The 18,240-nt window shown below is 73.4% G+C and carries 12 protein-coding genes and 1 tRNA gene; 8 read left to right on the top strand and 5 right to left on the bottom strand.

Going from position 1 to position 18,240, the window contains the following annotated elements:
- Positions 1 to 56 precede the first annotated feature (56 nt).
- The 8 genes from ACWDN5_RS08510 to ACWDN5_RS08475 all read left to right on the top strand — a co-directional run bounded on the left by ACWDN5_RS08510 (position 57) and on the right by ACWDN5_RS08475 (position 14,110).
- Positions 57 to 1,178 (top strand): SIS domain-containing protein, encoded by a 1,122-nt coding sequence (locus ACWDN5_RS08510; RefSeq protein ID WP_449675533.1) that lies wholly within the window; start codon positions 57 to 59, stop codon positions 1,176 to 1,178.
- 1 nt (position 1,179) lies between these two features.
- The gene (locus ACWDN5_RS08505) at positions 1,180 to 2,136 is read left to right on the top strand and encodes an N-acetylglucosamine kinase (RefSeq protein ID WP_449675531.1); all 957 of its coding nucleotides are present in this window, start codon (positions 1,180 to 1,182) and stop codon (positions 2,134 to 2,136) included.
- A gap of 9 nt (positions 2,137 to 2,145) precedes the next feature.
- A complete protein-coding gene (locus ACWDN5_RS08500) occupies positions 2,146 to 3,042 on the top strand; it encodes a DMT family transporter (RefSeq protein ID WP_310973092.1) in 897 nt (298 codons plus the stop codon).
- The gene (locus tag ACWDN5_RS08495; RefSeq protein ID WP_449675529.1) at positions 3,039 to 3,956 is read left to right on the top strand and encodes a 1-phosphofructokinase family hexose kinase; all 918 of its coding nucleotides are present in this window, start codon (positions 3,039 to 3,041) and stop codon (positions 3,954 to 3,956) included. Before ACWDN5_RS08500 ends, ACWDN5_RS08495 begins: the two co-directional genes overlap by 4 nt.
- On the top strand, positions 3,953 to 4,807 hold the full coding sequence (locus tag ACWDN5_RS08490) for a class II fructose-bisphosphate aldolase (protein WP_449675527.1): 855 nt from the start codon (positions 3,953 to 3,955) through the stop codon (positions 4,805 to 4,807). Before ACWDN5_RS08495 ends, ACWDN5_RS08490 begins: the two co-directional genes overlap by 4 nt.
- Before the next feature lie 136 nt (positions 4,808 to 4,943).
- Positions 4,944 to 5,594, top strand: coding sequence for a hypothetical protein (locus ACWDN5_RS08485; protein WP_310973089.1), 651 nt, complete (start codon positions 4,944 to 4,946; stop codon positions 5,592 to 5,594).
- A 130-nt stretch (positions 5,595 to 5,724) separates the two neighbouring features.
- Positions 5,725 to 7,854 carry a DUF6351 family protein gene (locus ACWDN5_RS08480; RefSeq protein WP_449675524.1) on the top strand — a complete coding sequence of 710 codons (2,130 nt, stop codon included), beginning with the start codon at positions 5,725 to 5,727 and terminating at the stop codon, positions 7,852 to 7,854.
- Positions 7,855 to 7,873: 19 nt separating this feature from the next.
- Complete coding sequence (locus ACWDN5_RS08475) at positions 7,874 to 14,110, top strand: beta-ketoacyl synthase N-terminal-like domain-containing protein (protein ID WP_449675522.1); 6,237 nt, start codon at positions 7,874 to 7,876, stop codon at positions 14,108 to 14,110.
- A gap of 146 nt (positions 14,111 to 14,256) precedes the next feature.
- On the opposite strand, the gene ACWDN5_RS08470 is transcribed toward ACWDN5_RS08475, so the two are convergent.
- The 5 genes from ACWDN5_RS08470 to ACWDN5_RS08450 form a co-directional block, all read right to left on the bottom strand.
- Positions 14,257 to 14,400, bottom strand: a complete 144-nt coding sequence (locus ACWDN5_RS08470) for an ANTAR domain-containing protein (protein ID WP_449675520.1) — start codon at positions 14,398 to 14,400, stop codon at positions 14,257 to 14,259.
- On the bottom strand, positions 14,400 to 15,353 hold the full coding sequence (locus ACWDN5_RS08465) for a hypothetical protein (protein ID WP_449675519.1): 954 nt from the start codon (positions 15,351 to 15,353) through the stop codon (positions 14,400 to 14,402). Before ACWDN5_RS08465 ends, ACWDN5_RS08470 begins: the two co-directional genes overlap by 1 nt.
- Positions 15,350 to 16,117: an ATP-binding protein gene (locus tag ACWDN5_RS08460; RefSeq protein ID WP_449675517.1), complete on the bottom strand. Its 768-nt coding sequence runs from the start codon at positions 16,115 to 16,117 to the stop codon at positions 15,350 to 15,352. Before ACWDN5_RS08460 ends, ACWDN5_RS08465 begins: the two co-directional genes overlap by 4 nt.
- Positions 16,118 to 16,244: 127 nt before the next feature.
- Positions 16,245 to 17,711, bottom strand: a complete 1,467-nt coding sequence (locus tag ACWDN5_RS08455; RefSeq protein WP_310973084.1) for a multicopper oxidase family protein — start codon at positions 17,709 to 17,711, stop codon at positions 16,245 to 16,247.
- Between the two features lie 355 nt (positions 17,712 to 18,066).
- Positions 18,067 to 18,140 (bottom strand) — tRNA-Pro (locus ACWDN5_RS08450).
- Positions 18,141 to 18,240 lie beyond the last annotated feature (100 nt).

The raw sequence follows: 18,240 nt of genomic DNA, 5'->3' as shown, positions 1-18,240 counted from the left end.
GCGCGGCGGCGGATGACTCTGCCGGAGGACGTCCTCGGACATCGGAGGCAACACCTATGCACAGCAACGGGCGGTCGTCCGGCGACAGCTGGACCGCACGGGAGATCGGGCAGCAGCCCGCCACCTGGCTCCGGGTGGCGGACGCCGTCCGGCGCGCCCGGCCGGACATCGAGCGGCTGATCGCCTTGCCCGGCCGGCGGATCGTGCTCACCGGGGCGGGCACTTCGGCGTTCGTCGGCGAGGTCGTGGCCCGCGACCTCGCGCGCCGGCTCGGCCGGCCGGTCGAGGCGATCGCGACCACCGAGATCGTCGCCGACCCCCTGGCCGTGGTCGACGAGCGGCCGATCCTCCTGGTGTCCTTCGCGCGCAGCGGCAACAGCCCCGAGTCCGTCGCGGCGGCGGACCTGCTGGACCGGCTGACCCCCGAGCTGGCGCACCTGGTGATCACCTGCGATCCGGCGGGCGAGCTGGCGCGGCGGTGGGCCGGTGCCGACCGGGCCGTCGTGGTGTCCCTTCCGGACGAGGTCAACGACCGCGGGTTCGCGATGACGTCCTCGTTCACCGGGATGGCCCTATCCGCCCTGCTCGCCTTCGGCGTGGACGTCGACGTCGAAGCGCTGGCCCGCGCCGGGACCGCCGTGCTCGCCGACGCCGCGGACCACGCGTCGGCGATCGCCGGCGCCAAGCCGGCCCGGCTGGTGTTCCTGGGCTCCGGACCGCTGCGCGGGCTGGCCCGCGAGGCCGCGCTCAAGTGCCTGGAGCTGACCCGGGGGGAAGTGGTCGGCATCGCCGACTCCGCGCTGGGCTTCCGGCACGGCCCGAAGTCGGTGCTCGACGAGCGCACCATCGCCGTCGTCTTCCTCTCCACCGATCCGCACACCCGGCAGTACGACGTCGACATCGCCCGCGAACTGGTGCTGTCGCTCGGCGAGGAGCGGGTCGTCGTGGTGGGTGACGGCACCGGAACCGGGGGTGCCCCGGTCTGGCCCGTGCCCTCGCCACCCGGCCTCCCCGTGGCCGGCTACGCCTTGCTCGCGGTGATCGCGGCCCAGACCACGGCGCTCGCCTGCTCGCTCGCCCTGGGCGTCACCCCGGACAACCCGTTCCCCGACGGTGAAGTGAACCGCGTGGTGCAGGGCGTGGTCATCCACGATTTCACTCCTCCGGAGGTGAGCTGACGTGTACCTCGGTGTCGACGGCGGCGGGACGAAGACGGCGTTCTGCTTGGTCAGCCCGGACGGCCGGGTGGTCGCGGAGGCCAGGACCGCGAGCGTGTACTACCTCAGCGACGGCCTGCAGATCGTGGAACCCTTGTTGCGCCAAGGGATCGGCGAGGTCTGTGCAGCCGCGGGCATTCCGGTCCCGGACATCTCCTACGCCTTCTTCGGCCTGCCCGCCTACGGGGAGATCAGCGCCGACGTGCCGGTCCTCGACGCCATCCCCGGCCGGATCCTCGGCACGCGGAACTACCGCTGCGGCAACGACATGATCTGCGGCTGGGCCGGGTCGCTGGGGGCGATCGACGGCATCAACGTCGTGGCCGGCACCGGCTCCATCGCCTACGGCGAGCACGACGGCAGGCAGTGGCGCGGTGGTGGCTGGAGCGAGCTGTTCGGCGACGAAGGCTCCGGCTACTGGGTGGCGATCCAGGGCCTGAACGCGTTCAGCCGCATGGTCGACGGACGGCTGCCCGCCGGCCCGCTCGTGGCGGAGCTGCGCCAGGCGCTCGGCCTCGCCGCCGACTTCGACGCGATCGACGTCGTCGTCAACCGGTGGCACGGCGACCGGGGCCGGATCGCGAGCCTGAGCAAGGTCGTGGTCCGGGCCGCGGACGCCGGCGACGCGGTCGCGACCGGCGTGCTGCGGGAAGCCGGGCGCGAGCTCGCCCTGCTCGTGGACGTCGGCCGGACGGCCCTCGGCTTCGAGGCCGGGCACAGCGTTCCGCTGTCGCACTCCGGCGGCGTGTTCGGGTCGGCGCACGTGCTGTCGTCGTTCCGCGATGCGCTGTCCCTCGAGTACGACCTGCGGGCACCCCTGCTGGAACCGCACATCGGTGCCGCGCTCTACGCGGCGCGCCTGCACGGGCACCCGTTGCGGGCCGAGCAGGTCCACTCCACCGCGTCCCTGCCTCGCTGAGGAGCCGAAATGACCGGAACCGCCGTGTCCACCCGCACCTGGATCCCGTACGCGGGCCTGCTGGTGCTGTTCTGGGGCGTGTGGGGCGCCTTTTCCAGCCTGCCCACCAAGCTCTACGCCTACCCCGACCCGATGGTGTACGTGGTGTGGGCGCTGACCATGCTCGTACCCGCGTGGTTCTCGTTGCGCGGCAAGAAGTTCAGCCGGAGCCGGGTCGCGGCCGGCTACGGGCTGCTGATCGGGCTCACCGGCGCGGGCGGCCAGCTCGTGCTGTTCAAGGCCCTGACGATCGGGCCGGCCTACGTGATCTTCCCGATCGTCGCGCTCTCGCCCGCGGTCACCGTGCTGCTGGCCTTCGTCGCGCTGCGGGAACGGCTCGGCGGGTGGTCGTGGGCCGGGGTGCTGCTCGCGCTCGTCGCCGTCGTCCTGTTCTCCGTCTCCACCGGGGACGGCGGGGACAGCGGGTGGCTCTACCTGGTGCTGGCGGCCGGGGTGTGCGTGGCGTGGGGGGTGCAGGCGTTCTTCATGCGCAAGGCCGCGCTCGCCGGGGTCGACGACGCGTCGACGTTCGGGTGGATGACGATCAGCGGGCTGCTGCTGATCCCGGTCGCCGTGCTGATGATGGGCGGGCTCCCGCTGGGGTTCCCGTGGCAGGCACCGGCGCTCACCGCGGGCACCCAGCTGCTCAACGCGGTCGGCGCGCTGTTCCTGGTGATGGCGATGAGCCGGGGCAAGGCGTCGATCGTGGCGCCGGTGACCAACGCCCTCGCGCCCGTGCTGACGATCGTCCTTTCGCTGCTGTTCTTCGGCGCCACCCCGACCGGGTTCCAGCTCGCGGGCATCGTGCTGGCCCTGGTCGGCTCGACCCTGATGGTGTACCGCGCGGAAGTGACCGCCGAGCCGTGACCGCTCGGATCCTGACGATCACCCTCAACCCCGCCATCGACGTGACCTACCGGGTGGACGTGCTGCGCCCGGGGGAGACCGTGCGGGTGGCGGACGTCCGGTCCCGCGCCGGCGGCAAGGGGGTCAACGTCGCGGCCGTGGTCCGCGAGCTGGGCGGCGAGAGCGTGGTGCTGGCCCTGACCACCACCCGGACGCCGGACGAGTTCCGGGACGGGCTGGACCGGCTGGAACTCGCGCACCGGCTCGTCCCGGCGCTGCCCGCCGTGCGGCGGACGGTGGCGGTGGTGACCCGCGCCGACGGCACGACCATGTTGCAGGAGAACGGCTTCCCGGCCGACGAGACCGCGGAAACCGGCATCCTCGACGCGCTCGGCGCCGAGCTGGCGGCCGGGGCGGGAGCCGTCGTGATCTCCGGCAGCGTTCCCGAGGGGCTGGGCGCCGACGTCCCCGCGAAGCTGGTCCGGCTGTGCTCACGGCACGGCGTGCCGGTCATCGCCGACGTTTCCGGCGCCGCCCTCCGCGAGGTCGCCGGAAGCGGCGCGGTGCTCATGCCGAACGAGGACGAACTCGGGGACCTGGGCGGGCCCGGCGCCTGCCGGGACCTCGTGGCCGCGGGAGCCCCCGCGGTGGTGGCGACCTGCGGTGCCGACGGCGCGATGGCGGTGACCGCCCAGGGTGCCTGGCGGGCCCGGCCCGCCGAGGTCGTCACCGGCAATCCGGCCGGCGCCGGGGACGCGGGCGCCGCCGCGCTGGCCGGCCACCTGATTGGAATGTCCGAAGTGGACTGGCCGGTGGCGCTCGCGGACGTCGTCGCCACCTCGGCCGCCGCGGTGCTGCGGCCGGTCGCCGGCGAGATCGACATCGCGGCCAGGAACCGCTGGATCCCGGCGGTGAACGTGGAGAGGATCCGATGAACTGGACCACCCTGCTGGACGACCTGCGTGCCCAGCGGCGGGCGATCGGGGCGTTCAACGCGATCCTGATCGAGCACGCCGAAGCCGTCGTGGCCGGTGCCGAGCGCAGCGGGTTCCCGGTGGTCCTGCAGATCTCGCAGAACGCCGTCCGCTACCACGGTTCGCTCGCGCCGTTCGCGCTCGCCTGCCTGCGGCTGGCCGAGACCGCGACCGTGCCCGTCCTGGTCCACCTCGACCACATCGAGGACGAGGAGCTCATCCGTGAGGGGCTCGACCTGGGCATCACGTCGGTCATGTTCGACGCCGCCGCGTTGCCCTACGCCGAAAACGTGGCCCGGACGAAAGCGGTCGTCGAACGCTGCCACGCCGCGGGGTGCCGCGTCGAGGCGGAACTCGGCGAGATCGGCGGCAAGGACGGCGCCCACGCCCCCGGCGTGCGCACGGACCCGGACGAAGCCCGCGAGTTCGTCGCGGCGACCGGCGTCGATTCCCTCGCCGTGGCCGTCGGCTCGTCGCACGCCATGGCCGACCGCAGCGCGGTGCTCGACGAATCGCTGATCGCGGCCCTCGCGCACCGGGTCCCGGTGCCGCTGGTGCTGCACGGTTCCTCCGGCGTGCCCGACGAAGGCCTGCGCGGGGCGGTGGCCAGCGGCATCGTGAAGGTCAACATCGGAACCCGGCTGAACCAGGTGCTCACCGAAGCCGTGCGCTCGACACTGGGGTCGCACTCCGCTCTCACCGATCCTCGCCGGTACCTGGCCCCCGGCCGGGACGCGGTCCGGGACGAGGTGGCCCGGTTGCTCACCTTGCTCGCGCGGTGCGGCCATCCGGGTGGCGCACTCGGCTGTTGAGCTGAAACAGCCTGCCCCGCAACGCTTTCGGCCGAATCCCGTGTAACGCCGGGAACGCCGGCGCGACTCCCTGCTCGGAGCTCGTTCGGAGAATCCGTGCTGACGACGCCTTCGGGCGTGGAGGGAACGTGCACGCATGCAGATCACCGAAGTACAGGCCGGGGACCGGGCGGCGGTCGTCAAGGTGCTGCTGGGCTGGATCGACCTCGCCCCGGAGGTGCTCAAAGCGCAGCCGAAGCGGCAGCTGAAGTACACCGATCGCGACTACGTGGTCAAGGAGATCAAATCGATGGCCGACGGCCTGGGCGGGGCGACGTCGGCCAAGGAGCACTACTTCGTCGCCTCGCACGACGACGAGGTGCTCGCGGTGATGAAGGTCGGGCTCTGGGGGAAGCTGGTGCTCCACCACATCATCGCCAAGCCCAAAGCCGAAAACGCGAAGTGGCCGGGCGGCGAGAGCCCGGTCAGCGCGCTGATGGCGAAGGCCGAGACCTACGCCGGCGACAACGGCAAGACGGTCGTCAGCCTGAACGCCGAGGACCCGTCGCTGATCCCGCTGTACTTCTACTACGGCTACCGGCTGATCGACGCGGACCTGCAGGCCGAGGTGGCGGCCGCGCTCGGACTCGGCCAGGTCGGACCGGGCGACTGGAAGGCCGCCTGCCGAGGGGTCCTCGGCGGGCTGAGCGGCGCGCTCGGCGACGAGTGGGGCGCGGTGATCGCCCGGATCGCCAGGGCCCGGCCGTCCCGGTTCGAGAAGGAGGAGATGCAGAAGCAGGTGGGCTAGCGGAAAAGGTGCGGTGCTTTCCGCGGAGGGCACCGCCGGCCGGCCGTTGTTCCGGCCGGGCCGCAGGTGCTATACCGGGCAGTAGCCCGGTGTCGCGACGACGCGATGCCACGAACGACCGGAGGGTCTGGTGGCACACCGTGCTGTGCGTTCGTCCGCCGTGGTCGCGGCCCTGACCGTGCCCGTCCTCCTGCTGGGGGCCGCCACCGCCGTGGCCGCTCCGCCGGGGCGGCAGCTGACGATCGAGACCGTGTCGAATCCGCGGCCCGCCCTCGTCAGCGGGGGACAGGTGCTGGTCAAAGTCGCTCCCGCCGACAGGCGGGTCACCGTCAGCCTCAACGGTCACGACGTCACCTCGAGCTTCCGCGCCCAGCCGGACGGCAGCCTGCTCGGCCTGGTCACCGGCCTGCGCGACGGCGGCAACGACTTCGGCGCCCGGACGCGGGACCGGCGGGCGAACCTGCGCGTCACCAACCACCCGATCACCGGGCCCGTCTTCTCCGGCGCGCAGCAGCTCCCGTTCTACTGCGAGACGCAGGCGTTCGGCCTCCCCGCGGCGCAGCAGCCGCTCTGCAGCGCGCCGACCCAGGTCAGTTATCAGTACCGGACCACCGCCGGGACGTTCGCGCCGCTCGCGGACCCGGCAGCCCGGCCCGCGGACCTCGCGACGGCCACGGTCGGCGGGCACGTGGTGCCGTACGTCGTCCGCGTCGAGCGGGGCACGATCGACCGCGCCGTCTACGAGATCGCGGCGCTGTACGACGGCACGCCGTCGCCCGTCGCGCCGGAGGCCGGCTGGAACGGGAAGCTGGTCTACACCTTCGGCGGCGGCTGCAACGCGGGCTACCACCAGGGCACCTCGACCGGCGGGGTGGTCAACGACCTGTTCCTGGCCCGGGGCTACGCGGTCGCGTCCTCGACCCTGAACGTGCTCGACAACAACTGCAGCCCCATCATCTCGGCCGAGGCCGCGATGATGGTCAAGGAGCACTTCGCCGAGACCTACGGCCCGATCGCCCACACCATCGGCTGGGGCGGCTCGGGCGGGGCGATCCAGCAGTACGACATCGCGGAGAACTACCCCGGGATCGTCGACGGGATCATCCCCGGCGTCTCGTTCCCGGACCCGCTGAGCACCGGCGGCCCGGTGTCGGACTGCCGCCTGCTGGAGCGGTACTTCGCCGGGCCGGGCGCGTCGTTCACCGCGGCGCAGAAGCAGGCCGTCGCGGGCTTCGGCAGCTACGACACCTGCGTCTCCTGGGACAAGACGTTCGCCAGCCGCGCCACGGCGACCGGCAGCTGCAACGCGGCCATCCCGGTTTCGGTGCGGTGGGATCCGGTCAGCAACCCGCATGGGGTGAAGTGCAACTCCAATGAACAGCTGGTCAACCAGCTCGGGCGGGATCCGCGGACCGGGTTCGTGCGCAGCCCGCTGGACACCGTCGGCGTGCAGTACGGCCTGAACGCGCTGAAGGCCGGCACGATCACCGCGGCCCAGTTCGTGGACCTCAACGCGGCCATCGGCGGCCTCGACCACACCGGAACACCGGTGCCGCAACGGATCGCGGCCGACCCGAAGGCCCTGGCCACGGTGTACGCCGAGGACATCCTGAACTCCGCGTCGCAAGGCCTGCGGGAGACGCCGATCATCGACCAGCGAACCGACCTCGACTTCGCCGGGTTCGGCAACGACATCCACACCACCGAGTGGTCTTACGTGCTGCGGCAACGGCTTCTGCGCGCCAACGGCACCGCCGGCAACCAGGTCATCATCGAAAACCACCCCACCCCGGCCGAAGCGGCCGCCGCCAGCGCCTACGAACTCGACGCCATGGACCGCTGGCTCACCGCGATCGACGCCGACGGCTCACACCGCAGCCGCCAGCAGAAGGTGCTGGCGAACCGCCCGGCCGACCTCGGCGACGGCTGCTACCTCTCACCCGCGTCGCGGATCACCGAGAAGCTGACCTACCCGGCGAGCGGCCAGTGCGGCGCGCAGTACCCGGTCGCGGCCAACACCCGGATGGTCGCGGGGGAGAGCCTGGCCCTGGACGTGCTGAAGTGCCGGCTGAAGCCCCTCGACTTCCGCGACTACCCGGTCACCTTCACCGCGGCGGAGCGGCAGCGGCTGCGGACGGCGTTCCCCGACGGCGTCTGCGACTACCGCCGTCCGGGCGTCGGGCAGCGCGCGCCGATCGGGACGTGGCTGAGCTACGGCGACGAACGGACCGGCACCGTTCCGCCGACGCAGCCGCGGTGATTGCGGTATACCCGGAGCGGTGGAGGAAATCCGGACCGAGTTCATCCAGCCGCTGCTGACGTCGTTGTCCGCGCACCCCGCGGACCGCCCCGCCTACTCCGACGGGCGGCGGACGCTGACCCACGGCGAGCTGGCCCGCGCCAGTGCCGGGCTCGCCGCGGGGCTCGGCGTCTCCCGGGGCGATCGCGTGCTGATCCAGGTCGGCAGCCGGGTCGAGTTCGTCGTCGCCCTGCTGGCGGTGCTGCGGGCGGCGGCGATCGGGGTGCCGGTGAGCGCGCGGTCGACCGAGACCGAACTCGCCCGCCTGGCCGACGACTCGGGGGCGACGCTCCTGATCACCGAGGCACGGCACGCCTCGCGGGCGGAACGGCTGGGGCTGCGGGTGCTCTTCGTCGAGGACCCGCCACCGGCGAACGCGGGCCCGCCGCGCGACGACCTCGGGCTGGACGAGCCGGCTTGGCTGCTTTACACCTCCGGCACCACGGGCCGCCCGAAAGGCGTTCTCCTTTCGCAGCGGGCGATGCTGTGGTCGACCGCCGCCTGCTACGTCCCCGTCTTCGGGATCGAAGCCGCGGACACCGTGGTGTGGCCGTTGCCGCTCCACCACGCCTACGCCCTGGCGCTCGCCTTCACTGCCACGATCGCGCTCGGCGCCCACACCCGTCTCGCCGACGGCTGCTCACCGGAGTTGCTCGCCGAGCACCCGGGCTGCGTGCTCGCGGGGGTGCCGGCCACCTACCACCGGCTCCACCAGGAGGCCGGCGGCCCGGTCGTCCCGCCGAGGCTGTGCCTGACCGGCGGAGCGCCGTGCACGCCGGCGACCCGCGCCGCGGTCCGGGACCTGTTCGGCCTGCCCCTCGTCGACGGCTACGGGAGCACCGAAACGGGCGGCAAGGTCGCGGTGGAGCGACCGGGGGTCCCGGGACTGGTGCCGGTACCCGGCATGGACGTCCGGATCGACGCGGGGGAGGTGCTCGTCCGCGGCCCGGGACTGCTGCTGGGCTACCACGGGCGAACCGGATCCCCGCTGCGGGACGGCTGGTACCGCACGGGCGACGCCGGCCGGTTCGAAGACGGCCGGCTGGTGCTGGCCGGCCGGGTCGACGACGTGATCGTCTGCGGCGGCCAGAACGTCCACCCGACCGAGATCGAGGCGGTGCTGGAGGAATCCCCGTCGGTGCGGGAGGTCCTGGTGACCGGCCGCCCCGACGACGTCGTCGGGCAGGTGCCGGTGGCGTTCGTGGTAGCCGGGCCCGGCGGCTTCGACGCCGAGGAACTGCGGAGCCTCTGCCTGAGCCGGCTGTCGCTGCACAAGGTTCCCGTGGCCTACCTCGAAATCGATGCGATCCCGCGGACCGCGTCGGGCAAACCGAAGCGGAACGCGCTGAAGCAGCCGGATCTCGCCGCGGTGGTGCGGGCCGAGCTGACGGCCCTCTGCGGCCATGACGGCGGCGACGGCTGGCGGGACCGGCCGTTCACCGACCTCGGGCTGTCCTCCCTCGCGGGGGTGCAGTTCCGGCACCGGATCACCGCGCTGACCGGCGTGCCCGTCCCGCACTCGCTGATCTACGACTTCCCCACGCCGGGCGCGGTGATCGCCGAGCTGACCCGGCTCGGCTCGGCCCGCCCGGAGGAGCCCGCGCGGACGGCCCCGGCGCCGTCCGCGGAGCCGATCGCCGTCGTGGCCATGGCCTGCCGGTTCCCCGGTGGGGTGCGCTCGCCGGAGGACCTGTGGCGGCTGGTGGCGGACCGGGTGGACGCGACGGGGGAGTTCCCCGCCGACCGCGGCTGGGACGTGGCCGAACTCTACGACCCGGACCCCGACCGGATCGGCCATTCGGTGACCCGCCGCGGCGGCTTCCTCGACGGGTTCGCGGACTTCGATGCCGGGATGTTCGGGATCTCCCCGCGGGAGGCCCTGTCCACCGATCCGCAGCACCGGGTGCTCCTGGAGACGTCGTGGGAGGCGTTCGAGCGGGCCGGCCTCGACGTCCCGGCGCTGCGCGGCAGCGACACCGGCGTGTTCGTCGGCGTGATGAACGAGGACTACGCGAGCCGGTTCACCACCGCCCACGAACTCGAGGCGTGGCTGGGCATCGGCTCCTCGCACGCGGTGGCCTCGGGCCGGATCTCCTACACCTTCGGGCTCACCGGGCCGACGCTCACCGTCGACACCGCCTGCTCGTCGTCGCTGGTCGCGCTGCACCTGGCCGTGAAAGCGCTGCGCGAGGGGGAGTGTTCGCTCGCCCTCGCCGGCGGGGCCACGGTGATGGCCACCCCGCGGACGTTCCTGGCCTTCAGCCGGCAGCGCGGCCTCTCCCCGGACGGCCGCTGCCGGTCCTACGCGGCCGGAGCGGACGGCACGGCGTGGTCGGAGGGCGCCGGGGTGGTCCTGCTGGAACGGCTGTCCGACGCCCGCCGGCACGGGCATCCCGTGCTGGCCGTGCTGCGCGGCACCGCGGTGAACGCCGACGGCGCGTCGAACGGCCTGACCGCGCCCAGCGGCCGGGCCCAGCAGGCGCTGATCGCGGCGGCGCTCGCGGACGCGGGGCTGACCGCGGCGGACGTCGACGCCGTCGAAGGGCACGGGACGGGGACGCCGCTGGGCGACCCGATCGAGACGGACGCGCTGATCGCGGCCTACGGGCGTACCTCGCGCCGGGAGCCACTCCGGGCTCCGCTCTGGCTCGGCTCGGTGAAGTCGAACATCGGCCACACCCAGGCCGCGGCCGGGATCGCCGGGATGATCAAGATGGTGACGGCGTTGCAGCACGAGGAATTGCCGCCGTCGCTACACGCGGACGAGCCGAGCCCGCACGTCGACTGGTCGGCCGGCGGGGTGGCGCTGCTGACGGAGGCGCGGCCGTGGCCGCGTTCGGACCGGGTGCGCCGGGCGGGGGTGTCGGCCTTCGGCATCGGCGGCACCAACGCGCACGTGATCGTCGAGGAGGCACCGCCGGCGGATTCTCCGGCCCGCCGGCCGTTCCCCGCGGCGCCGTGGCTGCTCAGCGCCGCGGACCCCGACGCGCTCCGGCTCGTCGCGGCCGGTCTGGCCGACGCGCCCGACACCGTCGACATCGCCTACACCCTCGCCCGGCGGACGGCCCTTGCCCACCGCGTGCTGGTGCCCGCGGCGAACCGGGAGGCCCTGCGTGCCGTCGCCGACGGGCGCGTGCCGGGCCGGACCGTCCGGGCGGGAACCCGGCTGGCCGTCGTGTTCGGCGGGCAGGGCGCGCAGCGGGCCGGGATGGGCCGGGAACTGGCCGAGCGGTTCCCGGTGTTCGCCGACGCCTTCGCCGAGGCGTGCGACGCCCTGGGCGGCGGCGTGCGCGAGGCCGCCTTCACCGGGGAAGCGTTGGACCGCACCGACCACGCCCAAGCCGCGCTGTTCGCCTTCGGCGTCGCGCAATACCGCTTGTTCGAATCGTGGGGCCTGCGCCCGGATGTCCTGCTCGGCCATTCGATCGGGGAGATCACCGCCGCGCACGTCGCCGGCGTGCTGTCGCTGGCGGACGCGGCGACGCTCGTGGCGGCGCGCGGCCGGCTGATGGCCGCGCTGCCCGGCGACGGGGTGATGATCGCCGTCGAGGCCACCGAAGCGGACGTGGCGCCCTTCGTGGGCGACACTGTCGCCATCGCCGCCGTCAACGGCCCGCGTTCGGTGGTGCTCTCCGGGGAAAGAGCCGCGACGACGGCGCTGGCCGATCGCTTCGGTGGCGGGACGCTGCTGCGCGTCAGCCACGCCTTCCATTCGCCGTTGCTGGAGCCGATGCTGGCGGAGTTCCACGAGGTCGCGGCCGGGCTGCCGCACCGCCGTCCGGCCCTCCCGCTCGTCTCGTGCGTGACCGGGGAACCGGTCGAGGAGATCGAGCCGGGCCACTGGCGCCGGCACGCCCGTTCGACCGTGCGGTTCGCCGACGCGCTCGCCACGGCGGCGGCCCCCGGGCCGGCCGTCGGTCTCGAGATCGGCCCGGCGCCGGCGCTCGGCCGCCTGGCCGCGGACGTCCTGCCGCTGGCGCCGGCGACGATGTCGGGCACCGGGGTGCTGGCCGCGGCGGGCTCGGTGCACACCGCGGGCGTCCGCGTGGACTGGCCCGCGGTGTTCGCCGGCTCGGGCGCGCGGATCACCCCGTTGCCCACCTACCCGTTCAAGCGCACGCGGTACTGGCTGGACCAGCCGTCCCCGGAGCGGGACAGCGGTGACCACGCGGTGCTCGGCCCGGCATTGGAGGCGCCCGACTCGCCGCGGGTCGTGCACGGCGGCTCGCTCGGCGTCCGCCGCCACCGGTGGCTGGCCGACCACGTCGTCGGCGGATCCGTGCTGGTGCCCGGGACGGTCTTCGCCGAGCTGGCCCTGCACGCCGGCGGAAAGCTGCGCCCCCGCGGCCCGCTCCCGCCCGTCCGGAGCGGGGAGTGGCCACCGGCCGGGGCCGTGGAAGCCGACGTCGCCGAGGCCTACCGCGCGCACGCCTACGGGCCCGCTTTCCGAGCGGTACAACGGTTGTGGCTGCGCGATGCGGAGTTCTTCGCCGACGTCGAAGTGCCGCCGGGCGTCGGCGGCCGGTTCGAGCTGCACCCGGTCCTGCTGGACGCGGCCGTGCACGCGACCGCGCTGGCCGAGGGACCGGCGGCCGAGCAGCGGGTGCCGTTCCTCTGGAGCGGTGTCGAGGTCTACGCGCCGGGCGTCCGGCGAGCCCGGGTGCACGGCGTCCGCCTCGGCGCCGGCTCCGTCCGCGTCACGCTGTACGACGAAGCCGGGAACCCGGCGGCCGGGATCGAATCGCTGACGACCCGGCCGATGGCGGCCCCCGACACGATGCTCTACCGTCCACAGTGGATTCCGATCCCGCCGGCGGCGGCGACGGAACCGGTCCGGACTGTCGAAATCGCCGGGACACCGGGTGACGTGCGCGCGGCGGCCGAACACGCCCTGTCGGTGCTCCACGACTGGCAGGGCAGCGGCGGCCGGTTGCTGCTGGTCACCCGCAACGCGACCGGCCCCGACCCCGACCCGGCCGCCGCGGCGGCCTGGGGACTGGGCTGCGCGGCCGCGGCGGAACACCCGGGCCGGATCGGCCTCGTCGACCTCGAGCCGGGCTTTCCGGTGACGCGGGTGGCCGACCTCGCCGGCGGCAGCGCGGAACCGCAGATCGCCCTCCGCGACGGCGTGCCCCACGCCCTGCGCATCACCCGCGCCGCCCCGGCCCCGGCACGGCCGATCGACCCGGCCGGGACGGTGCTGATCACCGGCGGGACGGGCGCGCTCGGTGCCCTGCTGGCCCGGCACCTGGTGGCCGCGCACGACGTCCGGCACCTCCTGCTGGTGAGCCGTCGCGGGCCGGCGGCGCCCGGCGCGCCGGAACTGCTCGCGTCCCTGCGGGACCTCGGCGCGGAGGTCCGGATCGTCGCGGCCGACGTCGCGGACCGGGCCACCGTGGCCGGCCTGGTCGCCGGCTGCGACCCGCCGTTGACGGCGGTGGTGCACAGCGCGGCCGTCGTCGACGACGGGGTGCTGGCGGCCCAGACGCCGGAACGCCTCGACGTCGTGCTGCGCCCCAAGGCGGACGCGGCCCTGGTCCTCGACGAGGTGACCCGCGACCTGCCGCTGACGGCGTTCGTCCTGTTCTCCTCGGTCGCCGGCGTGTTCGGCAAGGCGGGCCAGGCCAACTACGCGGCGGCGAACCGGGTCCTGGACGCCCTGGCCTGCCGCCGCCACGCGGCCGGGCGGCCGGCGTTGTCCCTGGCGTGGGGGCTGTGGGAGCTGGGCACCGGCCTCGGCGACCGCATCTCGGCCACGGCCCGGCGGCGCATCCGGGCGTCCGGCGTCGAAGGGTTGACGGCCGAGCAGGGCCTGGCCCTGTTCGACGCGGCCCTCGGCTCGCCCGAACCCGTGCTGGTCCCGGTCCGCTTCGACCCGTCGGCGGCACTGGCCCCACCGACCGGCGGTGCGCCCGCCCGCCTGGCTCCGGCGCGGCCGAGCTGGCCGCCGAACCCGGCCGAGCCGGAGCTGCGCGACCTGGTGCGCGCGGAGGTCGCGGCGGTCCTCGGCCACCCGGACGCCGCCGTGATCGCCGACGACCGCCCGTTCCCGGAACTCGGGTTCGATTCGCTCACCGTGATCGAGCTGCGCACCCGCCTCACGGAGCTGTCGGGCCTGGACTTGCCGGCCACGGTCGTCTTCGACCGGCCGACCGTCGCCGAGCTGGCGCGGTACCTGCTGGATGCCCGGGTCCCGGCGGAAGGAGCGCGGACGTGACACCGGTCGTGCTCGCCGGGAATCACCGACGAATGCGGCGGCGGCGTGATCTTCCGGCCGCCGACCTCTCGGCTCCGTTCTCCCGGTGAGCACCATGGCCGCGACCGGCGCGCGAGCCGATCGGAGTTTCCCGCGCCGGCCGATCGTCAAGGGCGCCGGTCTTCGGCCGCCAGCGCGGAATGGTTGCCGACCAGGCCGGCCGCGATGTCGGCCAGCTTGACGTTGAGCTGCTGCGAGGTGCGCCGCAGCAGGTCGAACGCCGCGTCGGCGTCGAGGCCCTGCCGGGCCATCAGGATGCCTTTCGCCTGCCCGATGACGTCCCGGAGGCGATGGCCCGCCGCAGGCTGGCCTGTTCCAGTTCGGCGACCTCGACGCTGCGGGCGTGCTGCAGGGCCAGGGAAGCGTGCGTGGCCAGCAACAGGGCGCGGTGGCGGTCGGCGTCGGTGATGCCTCCGCGGTGGGCGTAGATGTTGAGCGCGCCGCTCACGGCGGCCGGGCCGGACGGCGGCAGGAGCGCGGTCGAGAGGACCGCGCCCAGGCCGTGCGCGGTGGCCACGGCCGCGAACTGCGGCCACGACGTCGTGCGGGCCAGGTCCTGTTCGAGCGCGAAAGCGGGGCCGTCCGGGGTGGCCGCGTCCAGGCACGGGCCCTCCCCGGTGCGGTACTGCACGTCATCGAGGTCGATGGCGACTTCGGGCGCCTCGATCGGGGTGAAGAACCGCCCACCCGGGTCACGCAGGGTGATGCTGACCAGCCGCGCATGCGGGACGACCACGGTGGTGGCGGCCACCACCTGGGACAGCGCCTGGCCGACGCTTCGGGCGTCCAGCAGGACGCGGGTCAGCGCGGCGAGCTGGTCGCCGAGCCGCTCGACCTCGGGGTGCTCGGGAAGCGCCGCGGTGATCGCCTCGTCCACACTCGTGTGCAGGGGCAGCGTGTCCGCGGGCGCCGCGGTGCGCAGGATGCGGGCGTTCACACCGGCCGGGTCGAGCAGCGCCGCGGTCCGGACTCCGTGGTGGGCCCGTTCGAGGGCGAAGGACACGAGGACCCGCGCGCCGGCGGCCGAGAGCAGTTCCAGGTCCCGCAGATCCAGCACGATCAGCGACGGCGGGGGCAGCACCACGGTCGCGTCGGCCAGTTTGCCGGACGCGACCTCCGTCGTGCCCGAGTTCAGCGTCCCGGTCAGCCGCAGCACGAAGGCCTGCTCGGAGGTCACCGGCACGACCTCGATGTCACCGCTCACGATTCCTCCCTCCACGGAACCGGTTTCCGGGCCCGGGGCCGCCGGTCCAGGACCGCCCAGACGACCTTGCCACCCAGCCAGGAGCGGCTGCAGCCCCAGCGTCTCGCCGTCTGCGCGACCACCCGCAGCCCCAGGCCGGGTTCGGTCAACGTCGAACGTTCGTGCAGCACCGCCGGCCGTGGGTCGTCGTCGGCGACGGCCACCCGGAACAGCTCGCGGCGCAGCTCCAGCCGCAGCCGGGCCGGTGATGCCGTGTGCACGACGGTGTTCTCGACCAGTTCGGTCGCGACGATCTGGGCGTCGCCGGCGAACTCCGGCACCGCCCAGCGTGCGCAGACTTCGCCGACGAACCGCCGCGCCATGGTCGAGGCGAACGTCGACGGCGGGAACTCCCGCACGGCCCGTTGGCGGGGAGCCCGGTCGCCCGCCCGCTCCGCGCCGGCCACGTCCGGGTGCACGGCGACGAACTCGTCGATCGAGCGGGCGTGCAGGCCGGCCAGGTGGTCGGCCCGGTCGGTCACCACCGCGAACGACACGCCCGGCCAGTCACCGATCCGCGAGGCGATCACCGAGAACAGGCTGAACAGGCGGTCGTGCTCGACGGTGAGGCCGCGGATGTCGGCGATCACGCAGCCGGGGGCGTCCGTGGCGACCTTGAGCACGCCGTCGCGCAGCCCGGACGCGCTCGCCGGGGTGAGCGTCCCGGCGGCGGTCACCACCGTGCACCCGGCCCGGACCGCCGTTTCGAAGCGCACCTCGGCCACCGGCTCCACCTCCGTCGTCCGCGCCTGGCCATGACCGGCCAAAAAGGATGACTACCCCACCTGCAGGGGAGGGCAAACCTGTACCGCTGGGCAGGCGGACCCGCCGCCCGCCCCGCGGTACCACCCGTCAGGGGACGATCTCCATTTCCGCCATCATGCCGATGCTCGAGTGTTCCAGGAAGTGGCAGTGGTAGACGTACCGGCCGACGTAGTCGGTGAAGGTGGTCTGCACCCGGATCCACTCGCCCGGATCGAGGTTCACCGTGTCCTTGCGGCCCGCGTCGTCCGGTGCCGGCGGCCCGCCGTTGCGGTCGAGCACGCGGAACTGCTCGAGGTGAAGGTGGAACGAGTGGGGTATACCCCGGACGGTGTCGGTGTTGCGGACGGTCCAGATCTCGGTCGTGCCGCGCTTGACCTTCAGGTCCACCCGGTTGGGGTCGTAGGGCTGGTCGTTGACGAGACCGACGGTGCCGGTTTCGTCGAACCGCAGGGTGATCTCCCGCTGGACGGTCGCCGGGCCCAGCGCGGGCAGTGGCCGCAGGACGGCGGGCACGCGGCTGGTGTCGACCGCGAGGCGCGTCACGTCGAACCGCATCACCGGGCCGTAGATGTCCTGGAGCACCAGGTGCGAACCCAGGGGCACGCGCGAGAAGTCGACCACGATGTCCGCGCGTTCCGCGGACCCGAGCAGGATCTCCGACCGCTGCACCGGCGCCGGCAGCAGCCCGCCGTCGGAGCCGATCTGCGTCATCTGGAGGCCGCCCAGGGTGAGCCGGAACTGCCGATCGTTGGCGCTGTTGAGCAGCCGGAACCGGTACTTGCGGGCCGCGACCTGGAAGTAGGGGGTCTCGACGCCGTTGACGAGGGTGGTGGTGCGGTCCGGTGGGAAGTTCGGGTAGACCATGGCGCCGTTGGCGTCGAGCTGGATGTCGCGGATCATGAGCGGCACGTCGTACTGCCCCGAAGGCAGGTTCAGGCCGCGTTCCGCGTCGTCGTCGATGATGTAGAGGCCGTGCAGTCCCCGGTAGACGTTCTCGGCCTCGAGGTGGTGGGCGTGGTCGTGGTACCAGAGCGTCGCGCCCTGCTGGCGGTTCGGGTAGTGGTAGGTCCGGCTCTGCCCGGGGTTGAGCACGTCCATCGGGTAGCCGTCGTCGGCATGGGCGTTGTGCCCGCCGTGCAGGTGGACATTGGACGGCACGTCCAGCTGGTTGGTGAAGGTCACCTCCACCGGCGTGCCGGTCTTGGCGCGGATGGTGGGCCCGACGAACAGGCCGCCGAACGAGCGCACCGTCGTCGGCTTGCCGGGCTGGAACGCGTGCTGCGCCGTCTTGATCGGGATCTTGTAGACGTCGACGCCGTCGCGGCGGCGCACCGGCGTCAGCTCCTGCGGTATCGGCAAGCGTTGCGAGAACGAAACCCCCAGCCCCGCCGCCGGACGGCCCCCGCCGGCCGCGGCACCGTCGGCCGGGGCGTGCCCGGTGTGGTCCGCCCCGCCGGGCGAAGGTTCCCGGGTCAGCACGGAAGGCAGCAGCGCCGCCCCGCCCACCACGCCCCCGGCCGTCGCCCACCCCAGCAGTCGTCTTCGGTTCAACATCACCCGCTCCTCGGAGCTCATTGTTTGTTTCCGGCACCGATTCCGGCGCCACTCCCCGCAGCGATACTCTGCCCGCCGGCGAGTGGGCGGACATCTCCGGAAATGCGAAATTCTTCAAAGCGGGAGCGGGTAACCCCAAAGAAGGAATAGTGATTTTCCACCAGTGCGATCCGTCACCGACCCGGTACGGCGGGTGGGTCTACCACGCCTGATGGCCGTCGAAAAGGGTAATTCATGCAAACAGGCAAAACGGATGAATGTCAACTCGGGACCGGATCCGGTAACCGGGCGGGTGGCAACACAAAGGGCCCGTGAGCGGCGGTGGTGCCGCTCACGGGCCCTGCAAGTGTGTCCGTCGGGCTGACAGGATTTGAACCTGCGACCCCTTGACCCCCAGTCAAGTGCGCTACCAAACTGCGCCACAGCCCGGACTCGCACTCCCTGAGTGCGTGAGAAGCCTCGCTGTGGCGCCCGGCGGCCCGCAGCACCCGGACGATCTTGAGGCTGACGTCCACCCGCGGCGGCTTGG

Source organism: Amycolatopsis sp. NPDC003731, from assembly GCF_053586895.1.
Note: the sequence above shows the minus strand (reverse complement) of the source record. Positions and strands in the feature narration are given on the sequence as shown.

Coding starts and splice junctions, on each gene's coding strand:
- ACWDN5_RS08510 (WP_449675533.1), top strand. CDS start 57: ATGCACAGCAACGGGCGGTCGTCCGGCGACAGCTGGACCGCACGGGAG.
- ACWDN5_RS08500 (WP_310973092.1), top strand. CDS start 2,146: ATGACCGGAACCGCCGTGTCCACCCGCACCTGGATCCCGTACGCGGGC.
- ACWDN5_RS08490 (WP_449675527.1), top strand. CDS start 3,953: ATGAACTGGACCACCCTGCTGGACGACCTGCGTGCCCAGCGGCGGGCG.
- ACWDN5_RS08485 (WP_310973089.1), top strand. CDS start 4,944: ATGCAGATCACCGAAGTACAGGCCGGGGACCGGGCGGCGGTCGTCAAG.
- ACWDN5_RS08470 (WP_449675520.1), bottom strand. CDS start 14,400: ATGGCCCGGCAGGGCCTCGACGCCGACGCGGCGTTCGACCTGCTGCGG.
- ACWDN5_RS08455 (WP_310973084.1), bottom strand. CDS start 17,711: ATGTTGAACCGAAGACGACTGCTGGGGTGGGCGACGGCCGGGGGCGTG.